At 70.1% G+C, this 15,381-nt stretch carries 12 protein-coding genes and 4 pseudogenes; 6 read left to right on the top strand and 10 right to left on the bottom strand.

Annotation, left to right across the window (positions count from 1 at the left end):
• On the bottom strand, positions 1–1,743 hold the full coding sequence (locus tag ACFWI4_RS06785; RefSeq protein WP_387191721.1) for a diacylglycerol kinase family protein: 1,743 nt from the start codon (positions 1,741–1,743) through the stop codon (positions 1–3).
• A gap of 119 nt (positions 1,744–1,862) precedes the next feature.
• Between ACFWI4_RS06785 and ACFWI4_RS06780 the strand changes: the two genes are divergently transcribed.
• From ACFWI4_RS06780 to ACFWI4_RS06755, 6 genes and pseudogenes are all read left to right on the top strand, one after another.
• Positions 1,863–2,519 carry a helicase associated domain-containing protein gene (locus tag ACFWI4_RS06780; RefSeq protein ID WP_387191720.1) on the top strand — a complete coding sequence of 219 codons (657 nt, stop codon included), beginning with the start codon at positions 1,863–1,865 and terminating at the stop codon, positions 2,517–2,519.
• 70 nt (positions 2,520–2,589) lie between these two features.
• Positions 2,590–3,243, top strand: a complete 654-nt coding sequence (locus tag ACFWI4_RS06775; protein ID WP_387191718.1) for a TetR/AcrR family transcriptional regulator — start codon at positions 2,590–2,592, stop codon at positions 3,241–3,243.
• Positions 3,240–4,955: pseudogene (locus tag ACFWI4_RS06770) on the top strand (GMC oxidoreductase). Before ACFWI4_RS06775 ends, ACFWI4_RS06770 begins: the two are co-directional and overlap by 4 nt.
• Entirely contained in the window at positions 4,936–5,547 is a 612-nt protein-coding gene (locus ACFWI4_RS06765) for an acetoacetate decarboxylase family protein (RefSeq protein WP_387191716.1), read from the top strand. The pseudogene ACFWI4_RS06770 and the gene ACFWI4_RS06765 overlap by 20 nt, the downstream one beginning before the upstream one ends.
• A 246-nt stretch (positions 5,548–5,793) precedes the next feature.
• The gene (locus ACFWI4_RS06760) at positions 5,794–6,729 is read left to right on the top strand and encodes an alpha/beta hydrolase family protein (protein WP_387191714.1); all 936 of its coding nucleotides are present in this window, start codon (positions 5,794–5,796) and stop codon (positions 6,727–6,729) included.
• Between the two features lie 95 nt (positions 6,730–6,824).
• A complete protein-coding gene (locus ACFWI4_RS06755) occupies positions 6,825–6,989 on the top strand; it encodes a hypothetical protein (protein ID WP_387191712.1) in 165 nt (54 codons plus the stop codon).
• A 461-nt stretch (positions 6,990–7,450) separates the two neighbouring features.
• Here the strand turns inward: ACFWI4_RS06755 and ACFWI4_RS06750 are convergent, their stop codons facing one another.
• The 9 genes and pseudogenes from ACFWI4_RS06750 to ACFWI4_RS06710 all read right to left on the bottom strand — a co-directional run bounded on the left by ACFWI4_RS06750 (position 7,451) and on the right by ACFWI4_RS06710 (position 14,740).
• Positions 7,451–9,541 (bottom strand): SpoIIE family protein phosphatase, encoded by a 2,091-nt coding sequence (locus ACFWI4_RS06750; protein ID WP_387191711.1) that lies wholly within the window; start codon positions 9,539–9,541, stop codon positions 7,451–7,453.
• 851 nt (positions 9,542–10,392) lie between these two features.
• Positions 10,393–10,596 carry a hypothetical protein gene (locus tag ACFWI4_RS06745; protein WP_387191709.1) on the bottom strand — a complete coding sequence of 68 codons (204 nt, stop codon included), beginning with the start codon at positions 10,594–10,596 and terminating at the stop codon, positions 10,393–10,395.
• Between the two features lie 290 nt (positions 10,597–10,886).
• Entirely contained in the window at positions 10,887–11,189 is a 303-nt protein-coding gene (locus tag ACFWI4_RS06740) for a hypothetical protein (protein ID WP_387191905.1), read from the bottom strand.
• A gap of 24 nt (positions 11,190–11,213) precedes the next feature.
• Positions 11,214–11,270, bottom strand: a pseudogene (locus ACFWI4_RS06735) (hypothetical protein); the annotation flags it as partial.
• Between the two features lie 330 nt (positions 11,271–11,600).
• Positions 11,601–12,143, bottom strand: a complete 543-nt coding sequence (locus ACFWI4_RS06730; protein WP_387191903.1) for a hypothetical protein — start codon at positions 12,141–12,143, stop codon at positions 11,601–11,603.
• 53 nt (positions 12,144–12,196) lie between these two features.
• Entirely contained in the window at positions 12,197–12,436 is a 240-nt protein-coding gene (locus tag ACFWI4_RS06725) for a peptidoglycan-binding protein (RefSeq protein ID WP_387191901.1), read from the bottom strand.
• A gap of 21 nt (positions 12,437–12,457) precedes the next feature.
• Positions 12,458–12,535 (bottom strand): annotated as a pseudogene (locus ACFWI4_RS06720) (hypothetical protein); the annotation flags it as partial.
• A 190-nt stretch (positions 12,536–12,725) separates the two neighbouring features.
• A pseudogene (locus tag ACFWI4_RS06715) lies at positions 12,726–13,061 on the bottom strand (peptidoglycan recognition family protein); the annotation flags it as partial.
• Between the two features lie 443 nt (positions 13,062–13,504).
• Entirely contained in the window at positions 13,505–14,740 is a 1,236-nt protein-coding gene (locus tag ACFWI4_RS06710) for a peptidoglycan-binding protein (protein WP_387191707.1), read from the bottom strand.
• Positions 14,741–15,381 lie beyond the last annotated feature (641 nt).

The raw sequence follows: 15,381 nt of genomic DNA, 5'->3' as shown, positions 1-15,381 counted from the left end.
TCACTTCTCCGAGGAGGGCAGCAGGACGGTCAGTGCGCCGGGCCGGACCTCGGCGGTGAGACGTCTGCCCGGGTTGACCGGATCGCCGTCGAGTTCCCGGGACTGGGGCGTGTCGAAGGTGAGGTCGGCGCGCCGGAAGGTGAGGAACTCCACGGGAACCCCGTCGTGGTCCTCGCCCGCGGCCTTGAGGGTTCGGGCGGTGGACGGCTGTGGCGGCGTGGCGCGCCCGCGCAGCAGGGTCCGCACGGCCCGCAGCCAGCCGCCCGGTCCGCGCGGGTCGAGGACCAGGAGGTCGAGCAGCCCGTCGTCGGGGCGGGCGGCGGGCAGGAGGGTCACCCCGCCCTGCACGGTTCCGACGTTGGCGATGAGCACCATACGGGCGGTGCGGCGGAAGGCCGGGGATCCGTCGAGCCGGATCGTCACCCGCATCCGGGGCGTGCGCAGTGTCCCGAAGCCGGCCAGCGCGTAGGCCGGCCAGCCGAGGGCCGCCTTGGCCCGCGGATCCGTGTGCTCCATCATCGCGGCGTCGAGTCCGGCGCCGGCCATCGCGGCGAACCCGGTGGCGGGCAGGCCGTCGCCCTCGATGCTTCCGAGGTCGAGCCGGTGCGGAGCGCCGCTCAGCGCGGCTTCGAGCGCGGCGACCGGGGAGAGCGGCAGACCGAGATTGCGGGCCAGCAGATTGCCGGTGCCGCAGGGGACGAGGGCCAGGGGGACACCGCTTCCCGCGAGGGTGTCGGCGACGGCGCGGATCGTTCCGTCGCCACCGCAGACGACGACGAGTGCCGCGCCCTCGCGGAGGGCGCGAGCCGTCTGTCCGGCCCCGGGATCGTCCGCGGTGGTCTCCAGGAAGACGGGTTCTCGGTGGCCGTGCCGTTCGAGGGTGTGCCGCAGTTCGTGGCGCTGGTTCTCGTCCGTCACCGTGGGATTGAGAATCACGGCGGTCGTGCCGGGCGGAAGCTCCTCGCCGGTCCGCGCGGTGGCAACGGCGGCCGCGGACGGGGCCGCGGTCACGGACCGGTCGACCAGCAGAGCCCGCCCCACGATCAGCAGGGACAGCCCGCCGTTGGCGAGGCCGCCCAGAACGTCCGTGGGGTGATGCATGCCCCGGTAGAGCCGGGCGAGGCCCACGAGCAGCGGCAGGAGCAGCAGCAGTCCCGCCACGACCTTGCGCCACGGCCCGCGGAGCCGGGACAGCGCGAGAACCGCCAGGCCCGCGTAGAGGGCGGTCGCCGCCCCGGTGTGTCCGGAGGTGTAACTCGAAGTGGGCGGTGAGGCGTCGAGGCGGTGCACGTCCGGCCGGTGGCGGTCCACGGACTCGGTGATGGCCAGGAAGACCAGCGACTGGAGTGAGACGGCGACAGCGAGGAAGGCCGCCTGACGCCACATCGGGAGCCGGGGTATCAGGAGCAGGCTCAGACAGGCCAGGAGCGTGATGGTGACGATGGTGAGGGTGTTGCCGGCCTCCGAGGCGATGGACGACAGCGTGGTGAGGGTGGAGGTGCGGGCCTGTTCGAGGCGTTCGTTGACCGTGTCCTCGGCCGTCACCGGCCACAGCCCGCGGGCGGGACCGGTGATCAGCAGTCCGAGGCCCACCATCGACGCGGCCTGGCACGCGGTCAGTGCGGCGATGCGGGCCGTGGTCCGGCCGGTGCCGCGGGGCAGTGCGAACGAGCGCGCGGGGCTCACTGTTTCGGCGGGGCTGCGCGTGATTTCGGCAGCTCCGTCCGGTACGGCGGTGGGCATCGGGGACTCCCAGGGGCAGCGCGGTTCTTCTCGTATTCCGCCCGGGCCGCGCTTCGCCCCGGGTCCACCGCCGTCTGCCCCGGATCGCCTCGGACAGGCCTGTCAGGACGCGGATTCGGATGAAGACCGCCTCGGGCGTCATCGACCCGGAAAGCACCTACTGGCGGCGCGGCGTCGAAGCCGCCACCCGATGGCTGCGGGAGACCGGCACCACGGAGCTGCGCGTGCCCTGCACCTGCGTGGTGCCAGTCGGCGGACCCGGTGTGGGTGGGTATCCGCTCGGGGTGTGGGTCGCGGCTCGTAGGCGTGCCTGCGCCGACGGGCCGCCGGCAGCGGAGCGGGTCCGGGAGCTGGACGCACCGGACATGGTGCGGTCGGCCCACGACACCGGTTTCGCGACAGGCTTCTGGGCGACCGGGGCGAGATCGGCCGGCGGCCGGCCGGAGCGGTCCGGGCGCTATGGCCTGGCGGCTCCGACCGCTGGTGGCGGACGGAGCCGTCTGTCGTGCAGGTGTCCTGTCCGCGCAGGGTTGCTGATGACCCTGCTGTGGCAGGCGGCGCTCCCAGCTCGAAGCAGTCGCAGGCGATTCCGCGAGATGCGAGAACCTGGCAGGCGGCGATCCCGGACGAACCGGCCCCGATCACACACACCCTCTGCATGCCAACTCTCTTGTGACCACTCGGTCATACGTCGACCGATCACAGGCCGATGGGCTCACAGAGCCTCGTCAACGGGTGCCACAGCGACCAACAGGCAAGCACGACACGCCCGTTGACAGCTCTCGTCGAGCGCCTCCATGATGACCGGGCGGTCATGTGACCGCCCGGTCATCATGGAGGATTGGCATGCCCACGCCTACCTGGAGCCGGCTGTCACCAGCCCGCCGCGAGCGCGTTCTGGTGGCGGCGATGGACGAGTTCGGCACCCACGGCTACTCCACAGGCAGCCTCAACGTCATCGCCCGCGAGGCGGGCGTCGCCAAGGGCTCACTCTTCCAGTACTTCTCCGGCAAGCTCGACCTGTTCACCTACGTCGCCGAGCAGACCTCGCTGCGCATCTACGCGCACATGCGGCCCTGGCTCGACGAGTACGACGGGACCACGGACTTCGCGACCCACCTCGTCGACGCACTGGAGGCGTGGCTCGACTTCTTCGCCGGCAGACCCCTTGAACGCGGAGTGACCGCCGCCACGAACATGGAGATGGACCCGACCGTCCGGGGCGCGGTCCGAGTGCCGGTGAACGCCATCTACCTGGCCGGCCTGCTCCCCCTCCTCGAACGGGCTGTCGCCGCAGGGGACCTGCACAAGGACGCCGACCTCGATGCGCTGCTATCCCTGCTCCTCGTGCTCCTGCCCCACCTAGCGCTCGTCGCGCACGCCCCCGGCCTGGACGGCCCCCTGGCGCTCACCGGAGCCCACCCCGAGGTGCGACGCGAGAACCTCAAACGTCTCGTCCACCCACTGCTGGCCGACTACAGGGCCAGAGACGACCGATGACCACCGCGGACTTCGACGTTCTGGTCATCGGCTCCGGGTTCGGGGGCAGCGTCAGCGCGCTGCGCCTCACCGAAAAGGGCTATCGCGTCGCGGTCCTGGAGCCGGCCGGCGCTTCAGCGACACCGACTTCCCCCGGACGTCCTGGCGTCTTCGCCCTTACCTGTTCGCACCACGCCTCGGCTGCACCGGCATCCTGCGCACCCCCCTGCTCGGCAACATCCTCGTGCTCAGCGGCGCCGGTGTCGGCGGCGGATCCCTCGGCTACGCCAACACACTCTACGAACCACCGAGAGCGTTCTACGAAGGCTCGCACTGGGCTTCCCTCGGGGACTGGCGCCGCGAACTGGCGCCCTACTTCGCCCAGGCCCGCCGCATGCTCGGCGTCACCACCAATCCCGTGTTCACCGAGGCCGACCGGCTGCTCAGGGACACAGCGGACGGGTTCGGCTGCGGCGACACCTTCCGCCCGACCCCGGTCCGGTGTACATTTCGGGCCGCCCGGAGCGACGGTGCCCGACCCTTATTTCGGCGGCGCCGGACCGACCCGCAACGCATGCCTCAACTGCGGTGCCTGCATGACCGGTTGCCAGAACAACGCGAAGAACACCCTGCCGAAGAACTATCTCGGTCTGGCCGAACGGGCCGGAGCCCGCGTCCTGGAGCGGCGTACGCTGACGAACGCCCGGCGCGCCGACGGCCTCTGGGCCGTCACCTCCCTCCGCACCGGCGTCCTCCGGGCGAGAGGGCGGCGAACCCTGACCGCCCGCCACGTGATCTTCGCGGCCGGCGCACTGGGCACCCAGCGCCTGCTGCACACGCTCAAGGACAACGGATCGCTCGCCGGCATCTCACCGCGTCTCGGGCAGCTGACCCGCACCGACTCGGAAGCCATCCTGGGGGTCCGGGCACGACGGCGCGACGCGGACTGTTCCCGAGGCGTCGCCATCACCTCGTCCGTCCACCTGGACGACACCACGCACATCGAACCGGTCCGCTACGGCCGCGGCAGCAACCTGCTCGGACTGCTCGGCGCCCTGCTCGTCGATCCCGAGCCCGGCAGGTCGCGCCTGCTCCTGGGACTTCGCGCCACGGCGTCGAACACCCGCCGTCTGCCCGCGCTCCACAGCCCGCGCCGCTGGGCACAGCAGTCGGTGGTCCCGCTGGTCATGCAGAGCCTCGACAACTCGGTCACCACCTACGTGCAGCGTGGCCCGACCGGACGGCGCCGGCTCAGCAGCCGGCCCGGTGAGGGCACCCCCAGCCCGACCTGGATACCGGCCTGTCACCGTGCCGCCCGCGGCGCCGCCGACCTGATAGGTGGCCAGGCCTGCGGCACCTGGGCGGACCTGTTCGACGTCCCCACCACCGGGCACCTCATCGGAGGCTGCACCGTCGGGGACAGCGCAGAGACCGGCGTCATCGACCCCTGCCACCGCCTCCACGGCTGCTCCGGCCTGCCCGTCATCGACGGATTCACCATCTCGGCGAACCTCGGCGTCAATCCCTCGCTCACCATCACCGCCTTCGCCGAGCGGGCGACCGCCCTGTGGCCCAACGAAGGAGACACCGACCCACGCCCCGCACCCGTGGATCCCTACGTGCATGTCACTCCCGTCCCACCGCGTCGCCCAGCCGTCCCGGACACCGCCCCGGGCGCTCTGCGCCTCCCCTCCCCCACGGAACGGACCCGGAATGACCCCCTACTCGAATGAGCCCTGGCACCTGGCCGGCCAGATGTACCTGACCCTCTGGCTCGTGCCGTGCGCGGACCTGCCACCCGTAGCCTCCGGCACCCGCCCCGTCACCATCGCCGATCGCGGCCTGGTCGGCGCGGCCTGGGTCGTCTACGAGAACGACAGCGTCCTGCGCTACAACGAACTCCTGCGAGCCGTCCTCGTACGCCAGGGCGTGCACCCCCGCGCCTGCATCACGGACATCTGGGTCGACAACGAGCCCTCCATGACCGGCGGCCGGGCCCTTTGGGGCATTCCCAAGCAGATGGCGACCTTCGAGGTGCGGCGAGCGGACGGCGCGTCGTTCGCCGCCAAGTCCGGCGACGGCGCGCTCGCGGCGGGCCACTACGCCGAGCGGGGACGCCTGCCGGGGCGCTGGCCACTGGCCTACAAGCTGACCCAGACGCTCAACGGCCGGCTCAAGACCAGCCGCGTCCGCAGCAACGCCTCCCTGCGGCTCGCGCGGGCCGCGTGGACGGTCCCGGCCGACAGCAGGCTCGGCTCGCTCGCGCACCGTGAGCCCCTGCCGAGCCTCATCCTCAGCGACCTCACGCTGCGCTTCGGCGGCTGAGCGGTCTCCACGCCGCACAGCCGCGGGTGGTTCGTGACCACCGCGACCTCACGGCCGCAGGCCCGCGACGCACGGCGCTCTCCCGTCACCCTTCAGATAGCCGACTCCCGACGCACCGGTCGGGTTCGGGTCACGGATGTTCCCGAGCGACCTGCTCCTTCGGCCAGACGGCCGGAGAACACCCGTACACCACGGAGACGCACCACCGGACATCACTGTTTCACCCCCCACAGAAAAGGTGATCTCGTGTTCCGTACTCTCCTGCGGTCCATGACCGCGGTGCTGCTCACCGCGGCAGCCGCCTTCACTCTCGCTCCAGCCGCCCACTCGTCCCCGGCGGCACCCTCAGTGCGGGCAGTGGACCCCTCCGCCCCGGGATCGTTCCCCGTCGCGTACACCGATCTCACCGTGTCCGCCGCGGGCCGTTCCTACAGTGCGCGGGTCTGGTACCCCGGCACCACGGCGGGCGCCAACGCACCGGTCGCCACCGGAACACACCCCGGCCTCGCCTTCGGACACGGCTTCTTCCAGGCCATCACCCAGTACGAGAGCCTCCTCGGGCACTACGCTTCCTGGGGTGTCATCACCGTCGTCCCCAAGTCCCAGGGCGGCCTGTTCCCCCAGCACTCGGCGTTCGCCGACGACCTCAACGCCGGCCTGACCTGGCTCACCGCGCAGAACACGACCCCGGGCTCACGGTTCGCGGGCCGGGTGGACACGACCCGGTACGCCCTTGCGGGGCACTCGATGGGCGGCGGAGCGGCCCTGCTCGCGGCAAGCCGCAACCCGGCGGTCACATCCGTGACCACCCTCGCGGCCGCCGAGACCAACCCCTCGGCCATCGCCGCCGCCGCAACCCTCACCGTCCCCGCGCAGTACGTCGCGGGCAGCTCCGACTCCATCGCGGGTGTCGCCAGCAACCAGCAGAAGATGTACGACGCCACACCCTCAGGCACCCAACTGCGCGTGATATCCGGTGGATTCCACTGCGGATTCGAGGACAGCTCCGGCTTCGGCTGCGACAGCGGAACCATCACCCGCGCCGCGCAGCAGAAGCTGACCTCCGGCATCACGACCGCGTGGCTTCTCTACACGCTCGGCATCGACACCTCCCTCTACGACCAGGTGTGGGGCTCCGCCGCCCAGAACCTCGCCGGCGTCACCTACTCCGCCAAACCCTGACCGGCCGCTCCTCAAGTGACGTGCGGGCGGCCACGGCGTCTGTCCTGGCCGCTCGCATCGTGCTCGACGCGTGACGACCGGCATGCGGACCGGCCGTGGAGCGATGGCCGTCCAATACCCGTATCGAGTTCCACGGCCTGGCACGGCTCGCCTCTCCTTTCCTGCGCCAGGAGTTCGAGCACCTGGGCAATGAGGTGGCCCACCGGATGCCCCAAGCGGTCAACCGTCACTTCGGCTCCGACGGTGGCTCGACGGGCTGATCTCACCGGTGCAGGCAACTCAGCGACTTACGGTTGAACGAGATGTCGGGGTAGACCTGGCTGTAGGCGGCGGCGACGTAGGCGGCGAAGATGCTGCCGGGGACGGTGTTGAGGCTGGCGACCGACGAGGGAAGGGGCCCGCTCGGCGAAACGCTGCAGCGGACTTCGCCCGGTGGCGCTGCTCGGCGATCAGACGCCGGACACCGGCAACCTTCGCAGCGTGACGTATCGCTCGTTCACTGACCCGGCGGCCCGCAAGCACTGCCACCCCCGAAACGGAGAGCCACGAAGGACTCGCCCTGCTCACCGAGCTGGGCACCGAGCACTTCGCTACCGGAGCGACCTGACCTGCCATTCACATCACCGCACCGAACAGGGGGCCGGCCGCCGGGACCCGTACGGCTACCGGCGATCGGTCCTGCGCCTCTGCTCCCGGGTGGCTCCTGGTACGTCGTCAGGATTCACGTGCTGCTGGGAGCCGGCAATTGTCGTACCCGTGCAATCAACAGAGCAACGTCATCGTGACCCTCAGGGTGCCGGAGTTGTTTCAGCAGGCGGTCGCACGTTTCTTCCGGGGAACGGTCTCGTTGTGCCAGGAGGAGGCGGAGGTCGTCCAGTCGTTCGTCGATCGGGTCACTTCTCGTTTCGACCAATCCGTCGGTGTAGAGCACCAATTGATCGCCGGGTTGCAGGTCCAGGACGGTCGTCTCGAAAAGAGCTCCACCAACGCCGAGCGGGGCGCCAGTGGGGAGATCGAGAAGCCTGGGGGACCCGTGATGCGGGACCAGGACCGGAGGCAGGTGACCGGCGCAAGCCACCTGGAGGCTGGCGCGGCGGGCGTCGTAGACCGCGTACAAGCAGGTGGCGATGTAGGGGTCCAGACCGAGAATAATCTCGTCGAGGTGTGCGAGAACGCGTGCAGGCTCAAGGTCGAGGTTGGCCAGGGTCGAGGTGGCAGTGCGCAATCGGCCCATCGTCGTAGCGGCCTCGATGCCGCTGCCCATGACATCGCCGACCACGAGAGCGGTGCGGTCGTCGCGGAGCGGGACAGCGTCGTACCAATCGCCGCCCACCTCGCTGAACACTTGGGCGGGCAGGTAGCGGGCCGCAATCTCCAGGCCAGGATAGTGGGGCACGAGCTGTGGGAGCAGGCTGCGCTGGAGTGTTTCGGCGGTGCTGCGGATGTGATGGTGAAGAACCGCGTTGTCGATGCTCAACGCTGCGGTCGAGGCGAGTTCACAGGCAAGGGTGACATCGTCCTCGTCGAAGGGCAGGGGATTACGGGCGCGAGCCAGGCCCATGACGCCGATGAGTTTCCCCCGAGCGATGAGGGGGACTGCCAGGTCTGTATGTACGCCGGCCTCGGCGAGCAAGCGGGCGGCCTCGGGGTCGGCGGCGATCTTCCCATGGTCGCCGCGATCCAGGTGGCTCATCAAGTGGGGCTTGCGGGTGCGGACGACATGAGCCGCAGGATGGTCGGCGTGATACGTGGCGAGCCGGCCGGGAGGCACGATCGCCTGGGATGCATTGGTGGGGTACGCCGTCTTGACCGCCAAGGCACGAAAGAGCGCCGGACTTTCGCCCGTATTCGAGCGCCCCGTTTGCAGTATCGAGTCCAGGAGATCTACGGCAACCATATCGGCTATTTCCGGCACCATGACGTCGGCCAGTTCCTGCGCGGTTTGCTCTATTTCCAAGGTGGTACCGATGCGGGCGGAACCGCTGGCCACCAGACGCAGACGCTGTTGGGCCTGGTCGGCTTTTCTGGCCGCCTCATACCGGTCAGTGACATCGACTACCACGTTGGCAACACCCAGAACGTTGCTGTGCTGATCCTCCAGCCGGTACATCGACATCGTCCAGACGTGGTCACGCTTCGGGTCGGCACGCGTGCGGCCCACCACTTGCTCGTCGAGGACGGGCACTCCGGCCTCCAGCACACGCCGCATGGCGGACTCCGCAGCCTCGAACGGCGCACCAGGCAGAATCTCACCAAAACCTCGACCGACGTGACTGGCCTCGGCCACACCGTGCATCGACGCCAGGGCCGGGTTCACAACCACGTACCGTAGGTCGGCGTCCAGAATCGCCAGCCCGATCGGCGCCTGGGTGACCAACCGAGTGGACAGCGCCAGCTTGCGCTCCACCTGCCACAGCCTGAAGCGGTCGGTCGCCAACCCCAGTGCGTAATGATCCCCGAGGCTGTCCGTGAGTCGCACGTTTCGGAATTCGACCAGTCGGGTGCTGCCGTCCTTGTGCCGGACGGGGAAAGCGCCGGCCCAGGCCCGGCCCGTGTCCATCACCTCAGCGAAGACCGACATCGCGGCGTCATGGTTCGCCGGGTCCAGGAGAAGGGGGGCCGCGAGCTGCCCGATCGCCTCACCGGCGCTGTACCCGAACAGCTGCTCGGCTTCTGGGCTCCACATGTCGATGCGGCCGTCTGCCTCCAGCAGCACCACGGCGACGCCCAACAGGTCCATCAGGCCGCTCGGACCCGAGGATGCCTCCACCGACCGGCCAGGTCGCTGTGTACGCCGCTCCGCTGGAGTCATCGCGTTGGCTCCTTTCCACTGCTGACGCCAGCGGCCTACCCGTGTGACCGTGACCACCGCTCGACGACGTCTTGCTCCAGGTCAACAGCACTGCCCGCGATGCCGCACGGGAGCCGGGAGGGTCAGAAGGACGTGCCGACAGTCTGACTGTCCGCAGCTTCTCCGGACGGTCGGTGACCGGGGTGACCGGGTTGCCACGGCCCCCCTCTCCACTCATACCCCTACTCGCCACGGACCGCCGTGCGACAAGGCCAGGACAGGCCTCCGACCGTCCCTGCCGCGATGCGAGCACGGTGCGGCACTCCGTCCATGGAGGCCTTCCGCAATTGGAGCGTTTACGCGAAATCCACGATATTCATCGCCTGCGCGGAATTCGAACCGCACGACTTGAAGTGCCGCTGGTCCGGGGAATCCTATGTAATCGCGTCCACCTGCATCGAGCTGCTGTCCACGCTTACCACCGTTATGTAGCAGGATTCAGTCTGCGGCCGTGCGCGCAATATGCGTTTCCGGGGGGGGTGCTGCCCGCCCACCGAAAACTTCCTCTGCGGAGAGCGGATTGACTGCCACTGCATTGGCGCCATCCTCGCGGCTGGGAACTCCTCCCTTTTCCGGACCGGCACGTCGACCAGGCCACTCCCTTGCACAGCACGTACACGATGCCCGCCGGCGCAACGCGGTCCGGCACCGGCGGCCGTCCGGGACGACGGCGACGTCGGGGCGGCCGCTCCGGCAGCAGTGGAGCCATTCGCTCCCGCAGGTCGTCGGAAGCAAGATCGATGGACACCAGCCGGACCCTGCCCAGAAGGACCTTCAATCACCAGCCGACATGCCGACCTCACCTGAAGAGCTCATCGGCCCTCTTCCGGCGCTGTCCGCCGGTCGGCGAGGCGATCCTGGTCGGCGGCCCTACAGGCACGGGCCTCGGTGCGGTGCCCCCGTGCCAGGCAGTCCCGGACGATCAACTCGACAGCGTCCTGCGGGCACCTGGTGCCGGCCGGCAGCATGACCTCGATGGCCGGATCACTGTCCAGGCTAATGGTGACCTTTGCCATGACACCTCCTGAAGGATTCCCCGCGGAGCCTGCCCAAACGGCTGTAAATGCCAGAGCTGTTCGTCTTGGCAGCCCCAACCCGCTGACACCGGCTCACCCGCTCACAACGCGGCGTGCTGTCTGGCGCCTGGTGACACCCACCGGTGCGCCCGTGCGGCCCCCCGCCGCGGTCAGACCAGCGTGCCGTCGCGCAACTCCAGCACCCGGTCCGCCGACGGCGCGACCTCGTCCGGGGGTCGTTCGGGGAGGGGGCTCGAAAAGGGACGAGGCCGCAGCCGCTCGGGGAGGGGTCAGGCGTTGCGGCAGGTCCAGGGCTGCCAGCCCCGGGCTTGGTAGAGACGGTAGGCGGCGGCGATGTTCTGCGGAGCGTCCAGGGCACGCGACGTGGTGCCGAGGTAGGACTCCAGCGTCCCGCCGTTGTTGAACTGGAACACGCCGAAGTCTCGCGATCCGTTGTTGTTGCGGCCGACGGCTATCTCGTCGAGGCCGGACTCGCAGCGGGCGACGCGGATCGCCTTGGCTTCCAGGTTGTCGGGAAAAGCCTGGCGGATCATCGTCTCGATCTGAGCGGCGGACCGGGTGTTCAGGTCCACCGATCCCGGATTGCCGAGACGGTTCTGGGTGGCCGGGCCCACGACACCGTCCACGGCTAGGTCGGCACGGCCCTGGAACGCCTCGACGGCGGGTGGCCGGACCGAAGGAGCCGTCCACCGTGAGGTGGGCGCCGAGCTGGTCGAGTCTGGTCTGCAGCGCGGACACGCACGCCCCGCTCGCGCCTTGGCCGAGTGTGGTCGAGCACAACGCGGACGTCGTCGCGGAGGCCTGCGTCGCGGGCAGCGCCGCGACGCCCGCCGCGGCCAGCAGGCAGACGGCGGCCGTGCTCATGGCCGCACGGCGCACGGTCGTGCGGGGACGGCCGGCCACGCGGTGGCCTGAAGTACTATGGTTGTCGAACATGCGGGAATCCTCCGGTCGTTGGAGTGAGGGGTGACGAGCGCAGGCGTTCAGCAGCCGCAGGAGTAGAAGAGGACGTCCCAGTGGGTGCTCTCGCGGGCGTAGATGTTTCCGGAGCCCGCCTGGTACTGCAGAGCGCCGTCGCCCGCCCGCCTGCCGATGTAGGTGAAGGTGCCGGTGATGTAGTCACTCAGACAGGCGTTCGGGTTGAAGTCGAGCTTGTAGCCGTTCCAGTGGCTGTACGTGCCGGAGGCGTGCCCGGTCTCCGTGCCTCCGGTGATGTTGAGCGCACAGCGGCTGGCGTTCTTCAGCGTGATGGCACCCTGCACCGTCGCGAGGTTGATCTGCTCGAAGGACGTGCAGTGGGCGTTGTTGCGGTCGGTGCAGCTGCCGCTGGACGACCAGGTGATTCCCGCGCCCCGGAGACGGTTCGCGGCGTCCATCTGGCCGAGCTTGGTCACGGCGGCCGGAGAGGCAGCGGCCGGGGAGGCAGCGGCCGCTGGCGCGTCGGGTGCGGCCCAGGCGGAGCTGCCGGTGGCCGTGATTGCGGTCGCGAGCACTGTGCCGCCCAGGGCGGCGGCCAGCTTGGTCATCGTGTTCAAGTGCTTCTCCTCGGCTGGTTGATGATGAGTCGGGCGGGACGCCCTCAGGCGACGAGCGCGCCCCAGGTACGGGCGTCGACGACGCCGTCGGCCGGCAGGGACGCGCCGGTCTGGAAGGAGGCCACCGCCGACCGGGTCGAGGGCCCGAAGGCGCCGTCGACCAGCAGTCCGGCGCCACGCGCGGCCAGTTGGCTCTGCACGGCACGGACGGCTTCGCCGGAACCGCCCGTGGCGAGCGGCGCAACGAGCTGGTTCCAGGTCTGTCGTCCGGCGACACCGTCCACTCCGGCCTTGACGGCGTCCTGGAAGGCCCGAACGGTGTTCGCGGTGTCGCTGCCGTAGCTCCCGTTGACGAGGAGCGCGGATCCGTGCTGACGAAGCAGGTACTTGGAGGCTGCGCACGCGGTCCCCGGTGGCGCCCACGGTCAGCGTGGGCCAGACGGGGGCCGCCGCGCTGCCGCCGATGCGAGCGGCGACGTCGGCTCGCAGCTGCGGCAGGCGGGCGTACAGCAGGTCGCCCGGGCAGTCGGTGTCGTTGAAGTCCCGGTGCCCGTAGATCTGGTAGGCCCGCAGGCCGTACCGGGTGCAGAGGGTGGCGCACAGGTCCACGAGCGACGCGTACAGCGCCGAGGGCGGCTGGGCGGTGTCGTACGTGCCCTCGTTCTCGATGCCGATGGCGACCGTGTTCTGTGCCGTGGTGTGCGCGCTCTCGACGGTGGCGGCGCCGCCGAGCAGCGTCTCCAGGCTGCGGTGCCGGCCCTCCATGACGTGTCCGCCGCGGCTGATGGTGAAGTGCTGGCCGGAGTCGATCCACCCCCGGCCCAGATGCGAGTCCTGGATCGACCGGGCGAGCGCGAAGGCGTGCGCCTGTGAGCCGTCCTGGACGTTGGGGCTGTCCGTGTGATGCACGATCACCTTGTGCGGGCGCGCGGGGTGCACCGTGACCGGCTGGGAGGGCGGCCGGGCGCCCCAGCTCCGCAGCCGGAGATCACCGGCTCCGCCGCGGCCCACGCGGGTCCGGCGTACCGCGCGGCCGCTGCCGAGATGCCCGTACCCAGCGCGACCGTCCCGCCCAAGAGCACCGCCCGTCGGCTCGTCCGCCTGCACGGCCGCCCGCCGGAATTCAGGGAACTGCTCGCCATCCTTGGCCCTTTCGTCTCGTCGAGGCCGCCCGTGGGCGACGGAAGAGGACGATGGCAGTCCGGGGCGGTGCGGCCAACGATCTGCCGGACATCGGGACAGCGGGCTGTCTCACCCCTTTCCACCTGCGGTGACGTGGTGGGCTGGGATGACGGGTGGGCTGGGGCGGAGCCGGGACGCGGCCGGCGCGGTCCGCGGCTTCGGCCAGGAGGTCAGGGCGTGGCGCTCGGCTCCGGTTTGCCCTTCGGCCCCTTGGACCTGCCCGACTTCGACACTCCCGCCTGGTAGGCCTTGTCGCACGACGGCCAGGCCCGGAAGTCGCGGGTACGGGCCCACAGACGGTGGGCGGCCTGGATGTTCCATTCGGGGTCGAGCGCCTTGCGGGGCGTGCCGCCCAGCTCCCGCAGGGTGCCGTCGTAGAGCTGGAACACCCCCCAGTTCCGGGTGCCGTTGGTGTTTCCGAGGCTGTACAGCGGGTCCAGGTTCGAGGCGCACTTGGCGATGCCGCCGGCGCGGTCCGCGTCCTCGGTGAACACTTCGCGGACTCGCCGGTCGACCCTTTCGGGCGACCACGAATGCGCCTTGACGCGGCCGGAGTAGAGGGCGTGTTTGGTGTCGTCGTCGACCACTCCGTTGGGCTCCAGCCCGGCGAGGAGCTGGAAGACGACGACGCGCATCTGCGTGATGGGGCCGAAGGCACCGTCGACGTCGAGGTCGAGTCCGGCCTGCCTGAGCCGGAGTTGGAGCTCACGGACGCAGGTGTCCTGGTGGCCCATGGCGACGAACCGGCACTTGGCCGACAGCAGCGGACGGTTCGGTGAGTCGCTGGCGCCGACCGGACGCCCGCCGGTGAGCAGAACGGTGCCCGCCGCTGTCACGCCGACGACGAGCAGGCAACCGATGAGGACCGGCCATCGGCGCAGATGCCGCAGACGGAGGCGGAACGGCACCCTCGCCGGCCGGGATCCCGGGGTGAGGGAGCTGTCCGTGCCGGTCGGCAACTCGGCTGCCGGGAAGAGCGGGTTCAGTGTGCGGGCCGTCGACTCTCCTTGGGTGTCCGGTGACCTGACCGGCGTCTCCGCCCCCTCGGTTTCGGCGGTGGCGTGAATCCGCGCCGGAGCCGGAGCCGGCCCCGCAGCCGAGGCGGCGCTCGGGGCCGGTTCGGCCCATGGCACCCTGCGTCTTCGGCCGGTGTCGACGAGCACCCAGAGCCGGTGCAGCTCCAGGAGTTCCCGGGGGTCGGCCCCGCAGGCCCTGCCCAAGCGGGCGATGGGGGCGAAGTCGTTGGGCACGCCGGCGCCCGAACAGTAGCGTTGCAAGGCGGAACTACTTACCCCCGACCGGCGCGCCAGTGCCTCATAGCTGCAGTCCGCCCGGCACTTGAGCCGCTGCAGCAGATCCGCCAACTCACGCGCGTAGGAGGACCCGGCCGCTCGTAACTCCGACACGCCACGTACCTCCACTGGTCGGCGCCGGTACAACAGCGGGGTCCACGGTGCCCCAACCAGGCTGTTGCGTCTACTAGTTGGAGGTGTGACTCGTGGTGCACGGGTGACGCAGCGGTGTCGCCGTCCGAGTCGGCCGCTGCACTGGACGTGTGCCGGCCGACACCGACCGCCGGCTCAACTCCTCCCCCTCGTCCGCAACATCCACGGCCGGCGCGGACGCCGACCGTCGACGGCTGTGAGGAGCGGGCCTTGTCCGCCACCGGCTCGGTGTGCGGCGACAGCAACGTGAAATGCATTGTAGAAACTTGCAGCAAATTCTTCCACGAGTCTTGTCGGCTCCTCCGCGCGGTGGCACTGTCGTGACCGCGCGGTGTGGCGCTCCCGGGTCGGGTCCCGGTGTCGCGGCAACCGTCGCCGCTGACGGTCCCCCACCCACAGCACTGCCCCCGGAGCCGAACATGTACCCCACCCTCCACGCCGCAGCACCCAGATCCCAGATACCGGAGACTGCGGGCCCCGCTCACCTCCACCGTCCTCCTCACGGCCGTCCCGCCGCTCGGCGTCGTCGGCAGCACGCCCGCAGCGGCCTCACCGCGCACGGGAGACGGTGTCATCGCCAACCTGTTCCGGTGGAACGGGGA

The organism is Streptomyces sp. NPDC127038 (genome assembly GCF_042725875.1).
Classification (GTDB): domain Bacteria; phylum Actinomycetota; class Actinomycetes; order Streptomycetales; family Streptomycetaceae; genus Streptomyces.
This window is presented reverse-complemented; position numbering and strand designations above follow the sequence as displayed.

Coding starts and splice junctions, on each gene's coding strand:
- ACFWI4_RS06750 (WP_387191711.1), bottom strand. CDS start 9,541: ATGACTCCAGCGGAGCGGCGTACACAGCGACCTGGCCGGTCGGTGGAG.
- ACFWI4_RS06785 (WP_387191721.1), bottom strand. CDS start 1,743: ATGCCCACCGCCGTACCGGACGGAGCTGCCGAAATCACGCGCAGCCCC.
- ACFWI4_RS06775 (WP_387191718.1), top strand. CDS start 2,590: ATGCCCACGCCTACCTGGAGCCGGCTGTCACCAGCCCGCCGCGAGCGC.
- ACFWI4_RS06730 (WP_387191903.1), bottom strand. CDS start 12,143: ATGACCAAGCTGGCCGCCGCCCTGGGCGGCACAGTGCTCGCGACCGCA.
- ACFWI4_RS06780 (WP_387191720.1), top strand. CDS start 1,863: ATGAAGACCGCCTCGGGCGTCATCGACCCGGAAAGCACCTACTGGCGG.
- ACFWI4_RS06745 (WP_387191709.1), bottom strand. CDS start 10,596: ATGGCAAAGGTCACCATTAGCCTGGACAGTGATCCGGCCATCGAGGTC.
- ACFWI4_RS06765 (WP_387191716.1), top strand. CDS start 4,936: ATGACCCCCTACTCGAATGAGCCCTGGCACCTGGCCGGCCAGATGTAC.